Origin of the sequence: Acinetobacter sp. USHLN143 (assembly GCF_037145695.1) — a bacterium.
Taxonomy (GTDB): domain Bacteria; phylum Pseudomonadota; class Gammaproteobacteria; order Pseudomonadales; family Moraxellaceae; genus Acinetobacter; species Acinetobacter fasciculus.
In genome coordinates, this window is sequence record NZ_JBBCWZ010000004.1 from 1 (window position 1) to 14,343 (window position 14,343).

The following is a 14,343-nucleotide window of genomic DNA, read 5'->3' on the forward strand; positions in this document are numbered from 1 at the left end:
CAGATGAGTTTTACTATGACCAGCTACCACAACAAAATAAGGTAGCTTAACTAGAGCAGAATATCACTTATAAATAAGCTTTTAGTTGTTCAAACAAGTGGGACCACCTCTCTTTGAGCTGTTGTTGTAGCTGGGCCAGACGCGCATTTAATAACTGAATTCTGTGATCCTTCTGATTGAGTGCCAATTCTAATTCAGTTACGTTTCTCTGTAATTTAACGGTTTTTTCTCGGGCTGTCATAACTTTTAATGACAATTCCTTTGATGTTTGATTGCGTTCTGTGTTCTGGTTTGCAGAAACTTGCCCGGATTCGCGCTGGTTCTCAGCCACCAGGCTCATTTCTGCCTGATTCAAACGGTATTTAGTCTTGCCAGTAGGCTTAGACGGTAGCTCGGTTTGCTTTGCCGCAGTGACTTTAATAGGTGCAGGTGCAGGATGAGTCGTATTGAAGTTCAATGCAGCCCCCTTACGTAGACGATTAGCATTTCCTCCGATAAAGGCATGCTCATTGTCTTTTTTAATTTGCTGCATGATTTCATTGACAGGACGCTGCTGCTGTTCGGCAATTCGTGAAGCAATCCCCCACAGTGACTCATTAGATTGAACTACATAAGTAGGTGGAGTCTGATTCGGAGTTGTTTTGACTGGTGAGGCTTTTGCAGTCACTGGAGCCGGAGTTTTCACCGGATTGGCTGATCCAGTTGATTTTCTGGCTTGTTCCTCAGTAAATTTTTTCACCAAGGGATCATTGGAAGCGATTTGATGATCAGAACGGGACTCTACAGCTTTCTGCACATCTGCTTTATTTGGTACTGATGCGCTTTGATTTGCTGGCATCGTACTAGCCGGTTTGTCTGTAGTCGAAGCTGCTACAGGAGTTGCTTGTGAGGTATTTACTGAATCTGAAAGCACCGCTGCAGTTTTAACTGGGGCTTGAGTATCGGGTGCAGTTATAGCCTCGCTTTTAAGCGCAGGCGCAATCGCTTGAGCCTGAATCGCTGGACTTGATGTCATTACAGCTGGCACAAATGCAGTTTTAGGAATAGAAGTGTTCGATAATGTTGGTGGTGCTGTGCGTTGCAATGCCAACGGCTTTTCTAGACCCGCTGGTTTATTTAAGGCTGTAGGAGCTGCTGTACTGTAATGGCTACTTACGGGTAAGTTAAGTGCAATATCTTTTTCACTGACGACGACAACGGGTGCAAGCGGGCGTTCATTCTGTTTGAGACTGGCCTGTAATAAATCTGTTTTAGGTCTTAAATTGGTACGAATATGCTGCAGACGTGCGGCATTGCCTTCCTTGATTTTAACAATAATATTCAGTTCGCGTTCTGTTATGGGGCGAGAAGAAGTAATAGTAATGACCCCAGTACCATTATTGCTACGCCGGGTAAAAAAGTTCAGATGACCAGGCGGTTGATGTGATGCACCAATTGACATTAAATCTGCAGGTGAAGCCAGACTGACTTCAATCGGCAAACTCATATCAGACTACCGAAAAGTCATTTCTGCATAGAGTAATTCTCCGGGTGCAGACTGGATTTGAATCGGATCTACATTAATCGCATAAATGTTTTGTGAAGCAACAATGGCTAAAATCGCAAGCTTTAATTTGTTATATACAGTCATCTTAATCGTGAGCTCAGTCATTATCGCATAGCGAAAATTATAGATTAACGGGATGTTTGTTTTTTGTAAAATACTTACGCAATAGTTACATAAAAAAGCCGATCAATAAAGATCGGCTTTTGGCTTTATATCGACAGGATATTAGGCATTTTTATAATCAATCAAAATACGCAGCATACGGCGTAAAGGCTCGGCCGCACCCCAAAGCAACTGGTCACCTACAGTGAATGCACCCAGATATTCTTTACCCATGTTCAGCTTGCGCAGGCGGCCGACTGGAACGCTTAAAGTACCTGTTACAGCAACAGGCGTCAGATCAGTCATCGATGCTTCACGAGTATTTGGAACCACTTTAGACCAGTCATTGGCACGTGCAATGATGTCTTCGATTTCATCCAAAGGTACATCTTTTTTCAATTTCAGGGTTAATGCCTGAGAGTGACAACGCATGGCACCAATACGCACGCAGTGACCATCAATTGGCACGATCTGCTGGTTGCCCAGAATCTTGTTGGTTTCAACCTGACCTTTCCATTCTTCTTTCGACTGGCCGCTTTCCAGTTGCTTGTCGATATAAGGAATGAGTGAACCAGCCAAAGGAACGCCAAAGTTTGTAGACGGGAAGCCTTCACCACGTTGTAATTCAGCAATTCTAGAGTCGATATCCAGAATTGGAGAACGCGGATCATCTAGCAACTCTTTGGTATTGTTATATAAATAACCCATACCATTGATCAGTTCACGCATGTTTTGCGCGCCTGCACCTGAAGCGGCCTGATAGGTCATTGACGTTGCCCATTCCACCAGATTGTTCTGGAACAGACCGCCCACGCCCATCAGCATCAAGGAAACTGTACAGTTACCACCGACAAAAGTCTTGGTGCCTTTAACCAAACCATCTTTGATCACATGCATGTTGACTGGATCAAGTACGATGATGGCTTCATCATCCATACGTAAGGTCGATGCTGCATCAATCCAGTAACCATTCCAGCCTTCAGCTTTCAGTTTCGGGAAAACTTCAGAGGTATAGTCGCCACCTTGACAGGTAATAATGACATCCATTTGCTTCAGACTGTTAATGTCTGATGCATCCATAAGTGCTGGGGCGGTCTTACCGCCAAATGCCGGCGCTTCACCGCCTGCATTACTGGTAGAGAAATAGAATGGCTCAAAATGAGCAAAATCATTCTCTTCAACCATACGTTGCATAAGGACGGAACCAACCATCCCGCGCCAACCGACCAGACCTACTTTCATGTCACTTTGCCTCGGTGCGTTAAAAAATCAAAAGGGATTCGAGTGTACCAAAAAGGGACTCAACTGCAAGAGCTACACAATCAAAACATCAATATTCTTGAGAGAAATATCTGCTTTATGATACATACAAAATTGATAACGTCATTTTTCTTTTAGAAAAAATAATAACTTAATTAAGAGCGCAGTTTATGATATTGGTTATCCAAATTCTGGCAATCATTGTCATTTGGTTAAGTTTTTGGTCACTGATACCACGCGATGAATGGTGGATTCGGGGTGCGGATTTTCCACGCTTACAAATTCTGGTATTGGGCTTTATCGCCTTTGTGCTGTTCTTGGTTCTGGAGCATCCCTGGAACTGGTTGAATCAGTTACTTTTTGTCGGGCTGATGGCGGCTTTGGCCTATCAGCTGAAAATGGTATTGCCCTATACCTTTGTCTGGAAAAAACAGGTCAAGCAAGTCAAGCAGGATCAAATAGATCCGCAGCGGCAAATCTCATTGATGGTCTGCAATGTTCTGACCACCAATAGCAAATATCATTTACTGATCGAGCAGATCCAGATTCATCAGCCAGATCTGGTGTTAACCCTGGAAACCGATCAAAACTGGCAAAATGCACTCTCAGTGATTGAAGCTGATTATCCTTATCGCGTGCCTGTGCCTTTGGATAATCTGTATGGCATGCATCTATATAGCAAGCTCGAACTGAGTGAAACTGAGGTTAAATTTATTCTGAGTGATGAAATTCCCTCCATTCATACCACGGTAATTTTACGCTCAGGACAACCGGTACAGCTCTACTGTCTGCATCCCAAACCACCCAGTCCGACCGAGGCCAAGGATTCTACCTTGCGTGATGCTGAACTGCTGATTGTCGGGGATCAGATTAAAGATCTGGATGAAAGCTGTATCGTCATGGGCGATCTGAATGACGTGGCCTGGTCACGTACCACACGCCTGTTTCAACGCATTAGTGGGCTGCTGGATCCGCGGGTAGGACGTCATTATGTGAATACTTTTCACGCAGATTATCCTTTTTTCCGCTGGTCGCTGGATCACGTCTTTCATAGTACCGATTTTGCCTTGGTACACATGGAGCGTTTACCGCATGTAGGTTCTGACCATTTTCCGGTCTTTCTGGTTTTACAAACCGGTCGGGTATTCGAGCATATTCAGGAAGAATTAGAACAAACTGATAAAGATGAGCAGGAAGCACAAAAAGCCATTGAAGAGGGCATTCAGAAAGCAGAGAAAGAGGAAAAAATAGTCACTGATGAAGTTGCCCTGGCTTATAAAGAAAGGGGCAAAATCTCATAGGTTTTTAGAAGAAAAGTGTACGATATTGCTTACAACAGTTTACGCATTCTTGCGAATGGGCAGGGGTTGGGAATCTGGGTATTCTAGGTTTATCAGCACAGGGAGTCGAGAAAGGATATTCTCATAAGGAAGACGAAGCTGAATGAAAACATCATGGATATGATGCTGAAAGGGACATCACAAAAAAGCAGAACGAATTATAATATGTGAAAGCACAACCTCATTAACCCGAGTTTTACAGGATGTAGAGCTCGGGTTAAATTATTTCAATTACTTAAACATGATTTTAAGCTATAGCCCTTCAAATTCCGTGATCAAATTGATTTAGTAAATTGATTTATAACCTTCAGGGCGAGTCTTAAAACGGCGGTGGAACCACATATATTGGGTCGGTGCGATGCGCAACTGCTGCTCAATCACCCGGTTCACGCGAGTGGCATCTTCAACTTCATTCTCACTAGGGAAGTTTTCCAGTGCCGGTTCAATGAGCACATGGTAGCGCGGATTGTTAATATCGCCATGACGGTAGAAATATAAAGGAATTGCAGCCGCTTTGGTCATTTTCAGTAAACGGCGATGTGCGGTTACAGTCGCCGCAGGCACGCCAAAAAAAGGTGCCATCACGCCTTGTTTTAAACCATAATCCTGATCCGGACTGTACCAGATCGCATGGCCATTTTTCAGGTTACGTACCAGACCGCGCATATCATCATGGTCAATCTGATTGGCATAAATTGTGGCGCGACAACGGTAAATCAGCATGTCCAAAAGTGGATTATTCTGCGGACGATAGACCACATCCGGTTCAAAATATTGTGCGCAAAGATAACCACCCGCATCGAGCAAAGTTGAATGCGTGCCTAATAACAGCATGCCTTGGCCTGCGGCTTGTGCCTTCTGAATATGTTCCAAGCCTTCAATACTGACGCGGCCCTGAAACCATTTCGGACTGTACCAGGCATTCAGCGTCTCAAACACCCCCAGCATTTGATCGATAAATACCTGACGGGCATTGTCCTGTACCTGCTTTTCAGACCATTCGGGAAAGCAGACTTCCAGATTACGCAGCGTGGTTTCACGGCGTGATTTCAAGTATTTAATAGAAAGGTGGCCCAGCAGGGACGCCAGACGATGCTGAATGGCCCAAGGTAAGATCGCCAGAATCATCAGGAAAATAATGCCTAGCCATTTGCCCCAATATTGAGGTAACAGGAATGACCATTGAAATTCACCGGGTTGATATGCAGGCTGAGTACTCATAAAACAATTTAGGGCCAAAAGATTAAATGCAGTCTAACAGAGAAGATTATTGAAATAAAAAAGCATCTGTACGAATACAGATGCTTTAGTAAAAGCTCGGGGAATATTTAGCCGTTACTTAGGTTGTCCAGTTCTTCCCAACGCTCTAATTTTTCCAGTAACAGCTCATCAATTTCGGATAAGCGTTTAGACAGTTTCAGTGCTTTATCGGAATCAGTCACAAATAAAGAGCCATCAGCCAGTTGTGTATTGATCTCGGTCTGCTCTTTTTCCAGCGCTTCCATTTCAGCTGGAAGCTGTTCGAGTGCACGCTGGTCCTTGTAGCTAAGCTTAACTTTCTTGGCAGCGACCGGTGCCGCCTCAGCTTCTGCTTTGGCCATGGCTTTTTTCACGGCACTTTTTTGGTCAACCACGGTTTGATCCGGGCGCTGTTCAAGATAATCCTGATAACCGCCGACATATTCGTCGATATTGCCCTTACCATCAAAGACCCAAGTGGATGTTACCACGTTGTCCATAAAGGCACGGTCATGCGAGATCAACAGCAGGGTGCCTTTGTAGCCGCCCAGCATTTCTTCCAGTAACTCTAAAGTCACCATATCCAGGTCGTTGGTTGGCTCATCCATCACAATCAGGTTCGATGGTTTCAGCAAAAGTTTCGCCAGCAAGATACGATTGCGTTCACCACCCGACAAAGCTTTGACTGGTGTACGGGCACGTTCTGGCGAAAACAGGAAATCTTGTAAATAACTATAGATATGACGACGGTTACCATTCACATCCACGTGGTCAGAACCTTCTGAGACGTTATCTTTAACAGATTTTTCCAGATCCAGCGCATTACGGAGCTGGTCGAAATAGGCCACTTCTAACTGCGTACCGGTCTTCACCGTACCGCCATGTTCTAGCTCGCCCAGAATGGCTTTAATGAGGGTAGTTTTACCGACACCGTTATCACCGACCAGACCGATACGGTCGCCACGGAGGACAAGTGCAGAGAAGTTGTTGATGATCGGTGCATTGTCACCGAATTTCACACTCAGGTTCTCAATTTCAAACACCAGTTTGCCTGAGCGGTTGGCATCCTGAGTCGCCATCGTCACTTTACCTTGTTGCGAACGACGTGCTCTAGATTCTTCACGTAATGCTTTTAGGGCACGGACACGACCTTCGTTACGGGTACGACGGGCTTTAATCCCTTGACGGATCCAGACTTCTTCCTCAGCCAGCTTTTTATCGAACAGCGCATTTTGCTTTTCTTCAGCTTCCATTTGCTGGGCTTTCAGGTCTAGATAACGTGAATAGTTACCTTCATAACTACGCAGTTGACCACGATCCAGCTCAACAATACGGGTGGCAATGCTGTCGACAAAGGCACGGTCATGCGAAATGAACAGCAGGGTCAAATTGTTTTGATCGAGCAGGAATTTTTCCAGCCATTCGATACTTTCAACATCTAAATGGTTCGTCGGTTCGTCGAGTAACAGCACATCAGGTTGGGTAAGTAAAGCACGTGCCAGCAAGACACGACGTTTACGACCACCAGACAAATCGGCAAGATCTGCATCCGGGTCCAGACCCATTTTGCTTAAAATCGAATTGACCTTGGTTTCCAGCGCCCAGCCATCCAGCTGATCCATTTTGTGTTGCAGGTTGCCCATACGATCACAGGCGCCCATGTCACCGAGTACACAGGCTTCACTGGCAGCATGATAAGCACGCAAAACTTCCGATGCTTCACCGGCACCATCTGCCACGATATCAGCCACTTTACCTGAATCCATCGGTACATCTTGCGCCAGCATGGAAATAGTAATGCCGTTTTGTAATGAAACTTCGCCGTTGTCAGGCAGTAAACTTCCTTCAATCAGCTTAAGTAAGGTAGACTTACCCTCACCATTACGGCCAATCAAACACACTCGTTCGCCGCGTTCCAAGTTAAAATTCGCGCCGTCGAGCAGGGCGGGTCCACCAAACGCAAGTTGGACATCCCTAAGGGTAATATAGGCCATAATGTTTCCTGAAATCCCCAATGAGGACTTTAAATGACTAAACAACAAAATCTAAATGATCAGGCGTCATTTTCCGCACCCATTGAAGATTTGCAAGTGCGAATTGCATTTTTAGACGATTTAGTTGAACAGTTGAATGATCAGGTGGCCAAACAGACCCTGGAAATTGCTGACCTGAAAAAGCAAATGACGCTGTTATATCAACGTGTTGAGTCTTCAGATCTGTCTGAAGGCATAGCAGAATTTGATCCGGTTGCAGACCGACCACCGCATTATTAATTTGCAACCAATGATTTAATCAACAATAACCCTTAGCTGATCTAAGGGTTTTTTATTGAAAAATAAAAATGAGTCAATCTATAAGATGATAAAAAGAGAAGTATTTTTGTTTTGAATGGGCTTTTAAATTGCCTTAAACACGCATATAAAAGTAATAAAGTGCAACGCGATGATCAAGTGCAAAAGAATTTTCCTGTTGAAAACAAACATTCGCGCTTGCAAACAGATTTCTTGCCGGCATTTCATAAAATGCAGTTTGGCCCTCTGCCGAAACAGGGCTGCACCCATTCAGCCATAAAATTATTTGACCTTTCACTCACTTCCTACTCTAATACCGGCTCTCAGGTACATTCCGGAATTGCGTCCCATGCACCCAAAAGTTGTTCTACTCGACCTCGAAAATAATTTCCCTACAGCCAAGTTAATGCGTGAGATTGTGGCGCATTATTCGACTTTATATCTGTTTAGCTGTGCCGGAAAATTTGAATTCTCCTTAGAGGATTTAACCGAGCTTGCCGGCTGGATTAGCAGTGGTCAGGTGGTGGTACTGGACACGCCTGAATCGCCACAAAAAGAATATGAATATGCGGTCATTGTCGGTCAGCTTATGGCGCTACTGGAGCCGGAAACCGAGGTTGAATTGATCTCGGCGATGGACAGCTGCGAGATGTTGCAGCAGATGCTGCAAGCTTCTGATATTCCGTGTCACCTAATTCAGATTCAGCCTGATGAGACAAACATTCCAACCGATCAACCTAAAAATCATCTTCCGAGTCTGGATACCATCAAGAACAAACCTGCCTTGCAACTGGTGAAAAAATACTGTGATGCGTTAGGGAAAATGAGCGGCAAACCGAATACGGTGGAAACCCTAAAAAACTCAGTGGCGAATATTCTGCAAGTGATGCCGGTAAAAGCTCAGCATGTGGTCGGCATGTTGATTAACCTGAAAATCGTCAAACGCTATGATGAGCAAATCAGCTTCCGCAAAAAAGTTTTGAAACAATGGCTGCAACTCAATCTGGATGAACAAAGCCCGGTTGAAAATCCAAAACTGGATCAGGTCATTTCCCAACTGAAGGCAGAAGAAGCTCCAGTTGAATCTGAAATACTCAAGTCACCAATCCAGTCGGCACAGCAAGACCTGTTCAAGAACTTTGGCCGGATCGATCCGGTACAACTGGAAGTGGCGCGTAAACTGCGTGAATTGCAGGGCGATAAACCCAAAGACATTTATGAGCTGCGTGATTTACTGGAACAGTTATTTCCAAAATCGGACATCCGCTTGCTGCTGAAGGAGTTGATCGAGAAAGGTTATATTTACTGGAATGGTCACGAAATTTTATATAGTCATGAAATGTTCCTGAATTAATTTTATCGTGCAAACTTGCGTTTTATATTGTGCTTATGCAACTCTAATAATAGAACATAAAGGTTGAACTATGGAAAACACTGGAATCTGGGTGACGGTGGTCATCATCATTTTCGTCATAGGGTCGATTTTCGGGTTGCGCGTGAGCCCCCGAGAAAAAGCCTTGGGCCTGATGCGTGACAAAGCCCGTAAAATGGGTTTGCATCCACGTCTGGTGGTGGCACCGGACTGGACCAAAATCCCGAAGGCGACTGAAAGTCGTGCCAGTATGGTCGCGTACTACAGTGTGCTGATGCCAGATGCGCGTTTGCCCTTGATGCGCGCCCGTGTTGTCGATAATAAACTCGAAATCGTGCAGGGTGATGAGAAATTTAAAGATTTTCCCATTGCATTAAAAGGCATTTATGCTATTGATATGCAGGCCAACTGTGTCGGCATGTACTGGGATGAAGAAGCTGATTTAAGAGCGACCCAACTCGACGACATCAAAGCACTGTTACACGCTTTGGCTGAACTTTAATTTAGAAATAAACAGGATTAACGGTTAATTATGGCGAACGCTCCTCGGTCCACATCAAAAAGCAGCACAGCGAAGTCTCCCGACGCTGGAAGCAAGCGTGCCCTAGTGATTGTGGAGTCGCCTGCAAAAGCGAAAACAATCAATAAGTACCTTGGTCCGAACTACATCGTAAAATCATCGGTGGGTCATGTGCGTGACTTACCGACTGGCGGTTCTGCAAAATCGACAGAGAAAAAACCAGCGACACGTACCAAACTGACGGATGCAGAAAAAGCTGAAAAATCACAGAATGCGTTGATTAACCGCATGGGTGTCGATCCGGAACATGACTGGAAAGCCAAATACGAAGTCCTTCCTGGCAAAGAACATGTGGTTGCCGAACTGAAAAAACTGGCATCGCAAGTCGATGAAGTCTATCTGGCAACGGATATGGACAGGGAAGGAGAGGCGATTGCCTGGCATTTAAAAGAAGTCATCGGCGGTGATGATTCGCGTTATCAGCGTGTGGTCTTTAATGAAATTACCAAAAATGCGATTCAGGATGCCTTTAAGCATCCGTCACGTCTGGATACCAATAAAGTCAATGCGCAGCAGGCACGCCGTTTCCTGGATCGTGTCGTGGGCTTTATGATTTCGCCATTGCTTTGGGAAAAGATTGCGCGTGGTCTGTCAGCCGGTCGTGTACAGTCGGTTGCGGTGAAGCTAGTGGTCGAGCGTGAACGTGAAATTCGTGCCTTCATTCCTGAAGAATACTGGCAGGTGTTTGCCGATACCAAATCGAAAAAAGATGATATTCGTCTCGAAGCGGTCAAGCAAAATGGCAAGACGCTCAAGCTACGCAATAAAGCCGAAACTGATGCCTTATTAAACCTGATCAAAGATGCTGATTATACGGTTTCTGCACGTGAAGATAAGCCAACCAAGGTTAATCCAAGTGCGCCGTATATCACGTCAACGCTACAACAGGCAGCCAGTACCCGTCTCGGTTTTTCTGTGAAGAAAACCATGATGCTGGCGCAGCGTCTGTATGAAGCCGGCTTCATTACCTATATGCGTACCGACTCGACCTTCTTGAGTGATGATGCGGTGAATATGGTGCGTGGTCATATCGAATCCGAGTTTGGCGAGAAGTATTTGCCTGCCAAGCCGAACCGTTATGGCAATAAAGCCGGTGCGCAAGAAGCGCATGAGGCGATTCGTCCATCTATGGTTGGCTTAAAAGGCGACAGTCTGGTGGGTGTTGAGCGTGATGCACAGCGTCTGTATGACCTGATCTGGCGCCAGTTTGTTGCTTGTCAGATGACTCCGGCAGAATATCTGTCTTCTACCATTTTGGTGGATGCCAATGGCGTAGAACTGAAAGCCAAAGGCCGTACCTTGGTCTTTGATGGCTTTACCCGCGTGCGTGGTGCCAATAAAGCCGATGACGATATTTTATTGCCTGCGGTCAAAGTCGGTGAAGTGCTTAAACTTGAGAAACTTGATCCATCTCAACATTTCACCAAGCCACCGGCACGTTTTACTGAAGCCTCACTGGTGAAAGAACTCGAGAAAAAAGGCATTGGCCGTCCATCAACCTATGCTGCGATTATCTCGACCATTCAGGATCGTGGTTATGTGAAACTGGATAACCGTCGTCTCTATGCCGAGAAGATGGGCGAAATCGTCACCGATCGTCTGGATGAAAATTTTAGTAATCTGATGAACTATGCCTTTACCGCAGATCTTGAAGGTCAGCTGGATAAAGTAGCAGATGGTGAGCGTAACTGGAAAGAGTTATTAGACAGCTTCTATGGCGATTTTAAGCAACGTTTGACTACGGCGCAGGGTGAGAACGGTATGCGCCGCAATCAGCCTGTAGAAGTGGATGCAGTACACTGTAAAGAATGTGACCGTCCAATGCAGATTCGTACCGGAACCACAGGCGTATTCTTGGGTTGTTCAGGCTATAACCTACCGCCGAAAGAGCGTTGTAAGGGAACCTTGAACCTGACACCAGTTGAGTCTCTGGCTGCATTGTCTGATGATGAGGCTGCGGAAACTGCTGACCTGATGTCGAAGAAGCGTTGTCCGATCTGTGAAACTGCCATGGACAGCTATGTGATTGATGGCGGCCGTAAACTGCATATCTGTGGGAATAACCCGGACTGTAGTGGTTTTGAACTTGAAGAAGGCGAGTTCAAAATTAAAGGCTATGATGGCCCGAGTATCCCATGCGACAAGTGTGATGGTGAAATGCAGCTGAAGACGGGTCGTTTTGGTCCGTATTTTGCCTGTACCAGCTGTGACAATACCCGTAAAGTCTTAAAGAGCGGTCAGCCTGCGCCTCCACGTGTGGACCCGATCAAGATGGAGCATTTACGTTCTGCCAAGCATGACGATTTCTTCGTACTGCGTGACGGTGCAGCCGGTTTATTCCTGGCGGCAAGCAAGTTCCCGAAAGTGCGTGAAACCCGTGCACCGAAAGTGGCCGAGATACGTTCTGTTGCTGATCAGCTTGATCCAAAGTATCAGTTTATCTTGCAGGCACCTGATGTGGACCCGGAAGGGAATCCAACTCTGGTAAAATTTAGCCGTAAGAACCAGTCACAATATATTGGTTCGGAAACTGCAGAAGGCAAGCAAACCAAATGGTCTCTGGTTTATCAGGACGGAAAATGGGTTGAAGCCTAAACTCTAAGATTCAAAAAAATGCTGACGAAAGTCGGCATTTTTTATTTATGATGTATCTTCATTTTAAAAACAATAATCAAGGTTGATTTGGGGCCATGTGGAAAAAGATTCGGATTCTGATTTTATTAATCATCTTATTGATTGTCGCAGTCAATGCCTATCGTGATCAAAACCAGAACTGGTCAAAGCCGATTATTGTTTTGCTGCATCCGATTAGTGCTGATGGATTACCAACCACACAGAAATATATCCAGCAACTGTCAGTTCAGGACCTGAATGGAGCAAGGGAATATCTGGAAAAAGCAGCTCAGCAGTATCGCGGACAGCCGACTTATTTTTATTTTAATTTAGGCCGTGAGCTTAAAGTTCTACCGCCCAAAGTCCCTGAGCAGGCTTCGCTCATCAATACAGTTTTATGGAGTTTAAAATTCCGTTTCTATGCCTGGAAACAGCGACAGAGTTCAGATCCTTCAGCCAATGTGACTTTATTTTTAAATTACTATGATCCTGCGCAGACCAAGCAATTAAAGCATTCAACCGCCTTGCAAAAAGGCCGGATTGGTTCGGTGAATCTATTTGCATCCAAGCAACAGACTGAACAGAATAAAATTGTCTTGGTTCATGAATTGCTGCATGCCTTTGGTGCTTCGGATAAATACGATTTAGCGACAGGGCAACCGATTTATCCGCTGGGTTATGCATTTCCAGATCAGCAACCCTTATTTCCGCAATCCAAGGCGGAGCTGATGGCAGGGCATATTCCCCTGTCTCAAACTACCAGTAAAATGCCAGAATCTTTAAATCAAACCTTGATTAATGAGATAACTGCAATTGAACTGGGCTGGAAATAAAGACTTGTGGATAGTACTGGATTTATCCACAATTTAGACTTCATTTGTGGATAAAAGATTACATCATGCCGCTCACCTTTGTACTTGCTCCTGACTCATTTAAAGAAAGCATGTCTGCTGCGCGGGCTTGTCAGGCCATGCAGCGCTGATTGGTTTAGGCAAGGTCGATGCACTGATTTCAAGCTTGAAGGGGGAAAGTATTGCATGTGAAGTGACCGGGCCATTATCTGAGCAACGTATTCAGACCTATTGGGGTTTGGTTGATGCAAGCCAGACTGCCGTGATTGAAATGGCCAAGGCCAATGGCATTCATTTATTGAAACCTTCACAGCGTAACCCGATGCTTACTTCGACCTATGGTACAGGAGAAATGATCAAACAAGCATTGGATTTGGATGTGAAAAAAATCATCATTGGGCTCGGTGGCAGTATTACCAATGATGCAGGTGCCGGTATGGCGCAAGCACTGGGTGTGCGGTTTCTAAATTATAAGAGTGAGTCAATTCAGGTCTGTGGTGGAAACTTAGATCTGGTCAAATCAATGGATTTATCCGAACTTGATCCACGTTTAGCAGATACTGAAATAATCATTGCATCGGATGTCAACAATCCACTGTGTGGACCAAATGGTGCATCGATAATCTTTGGACCACAAAAAGGTGCAACGCCTGAAATGGTCAAGCAGTTGGATCAAAACCTCTGTCATTTCGCCGATGTGGTTGCTCAGCAGATTGGCTGTGATTATCGTCATGTGGCAGGTGCGGGCGCTGCCGGTGGATTGGGTTTTGGTTTAATGGCATTCACTGCTGCTTCCATTCGATCAGGTGTAGAGCTGATGATTGAACAGGTTCAACTCAACGAGAAAATAGCGCAAGCAGATCATGTGTTTACCGGGGAAGGTAAAATTGATTTTCAAACCAAATTTGGCAAAACGCCATTTGGTGTGGCGCAGGTTGCAAAACACTTCAATAAACCGGTGATTGCTTTTGCGGGTCTAGTCGGTGAAGGGATTGAGGATTTGTTTGAGTCAGGATTTAGCCAGATTGTTGGGATTAATCCGCCAGATTGTCCTTTAGAGGAAGCCTTAAATAATGCAGAAATGAACTTGGAGAAAGCTGTCGTTGAGATAGTTAAAATCTTTTGACAGAGTGAAAGTATTTCTCTCTC

At 45.1% G+C, this 14,343-nt stretch carries 9 protein-coding genes and 2 pseudogenes; 7 read left to right on the top strand and 4 right to left on the bottom strand.

Annotated features, from left to right (window positions below):
• Nucleotides 1-67 precede the first annotated feature (67 nt).
• Both WFH18_RS02130 and asd read right to left on the bottom strand, forming a co-directional pair.
• A pseudogene (locus WFH18_RS02130) lies at nt 68-1,651 on the bottom strand (FimV/HubP-related protein).
• A 120-nt stretch (nt 1,652-1,771) separates the two neighbouring features.
• Nucleotides 1,772-2,890, bottom strand: a complete 1,119-nt coding sequence (gene asd, locus WFH18_RS02135; protein WP_336754560.1) for an aspartate-semialdehyde dehydrogenase — start codon at nt 2,888-2,890, stop codon at nt 1,772-1,774.
• Nucleotides 2,891-3,078: 188 nt separating this feature from the next.
• Here asd and WFH18_RS02140 point away from each other — a divergent pair, with 188 nt between their 5' ends.
• Nucleotides 3,079-4,209 (top strand): endonuclease/exonuclease/phosphatase family protein, encoded by a 1,131-nt coding sequence (locus WFH18_RS02140; RefSeq protein WP_442892443.1) that lies wholly within the window; start codon nt 3,079-3,081, stop codon nt 4,207-4,209.
• 324 nt (nt 4,210-4,533) lie between these two features.
• Here the strand turns inward: WFH18_RS02140 and WFH18_RS02145 are convergent, their stop codons facing one another.
• Nucleotides 4,534-5,469 (bottom strand): LpxL/LpxP family acyltransferase, encoded by a 936-nt coding sequence (locus WFH18_RS02145; RefSeq protein ID WP_336754561.1) that lies wholly within the window; start codon nt 5,467-5,469, stop codon nt 4,534-4,536.
• A gap of 107 nt (nt 5,470-5,576) precedes the next feature.
• On the bottom strand, nt 5,577-7,481 hold the full coding sequence (locus WFH18_RS02150; protein ID WP_336754562.1) for an ATP-binding cassette domain-containing protein: 1,905 nt from the start codon (nt 7,479-7,481) through the stop codon (nt 5,577-5,579).
• A 33-nt stretch (nt 7,482-7,514) separates the two neighbouring features.
• Here WFH18_RS02150 and WFH18_RS02155 point away from each other — a divergent pair, with 33 nt between their 5' ends.
• The 6 genes and pseudogenes from WFH18_RS02155 (at nt 7,515) to WFH18_RS02180 (ending at nt 14,320) form a co-directional block, all read left to right on the top strand.
• Nucleotides 7,515-7,760: a SlyX family protein gene (locus WFH18_RS02155; RefSeq protein WP_004278477.1), complete on the top strand. Its 246-nt coding sequence runs from the start codon at nt 7,515-7,517 to the stop codon at nt 7,758-7,760.
• A 367-nt stretch (nt 7,761-8,127) separates the two neighbouring features.
• Nucleotides 8,128-9,132 carry a hypothetical protein gene (locus tag WFH18_RS02160; RefSeq protein WP_005261740.1) on the top strand — a complete coding sequence of 335 codons (1,005 nt, stop codon included), beginning with the start codon at nt 8,128-8,130 and terminating at the stop codon, nt 9,130-9,132.
• A gap of 70 nt (nt 9,133-9,202) precedes the next feature.
• On the top strand, nt 9,203-9,652 hold the full coding sequence (locus WFH18_RS02165; RefSeq protein WP_004647398.1) for a hypothetical protein: 450 nt from the start codon (nt 9,203-9,205) through the stop codon (nt 9,650-9,652).
• Between the two features lie 30 nt (nt 9,653-9,682).
• Nucleotides 9,683-12,325, top strand: a complete 2,643-nt coding sequence (topA, locus tag WFH18_RS02170) for a type I DNA topoisomerase (protein ID WP_004278474.1) — start codon at nt 9,683-9,685, stop codon at nt 12,323-12,325.
• Between the two features lie 95 nt (nt 12,326-12,420).
• The gene (locus tag WFH18_RS02175; protein ID WP_247143225.1) at nt 12,421-13,176 is read left to right on the top strand and encodes a hypothetical protein; all 756 of its coding nucleotides are present in this window, start codon (nt 12,421-12,423) and stop codon (nt 13,174-13,176) included.
• A 65-nt stretch (nt 13,177-13,241) separates the two neighbouring features.
• A pseudogene (locus WFH18_RS02180) lies at nt 13,242-14,320 on the top strand (glycerate kinase).
• Nucleotides 14,321-14,343 lie beyond the last annotated feature (23 nt).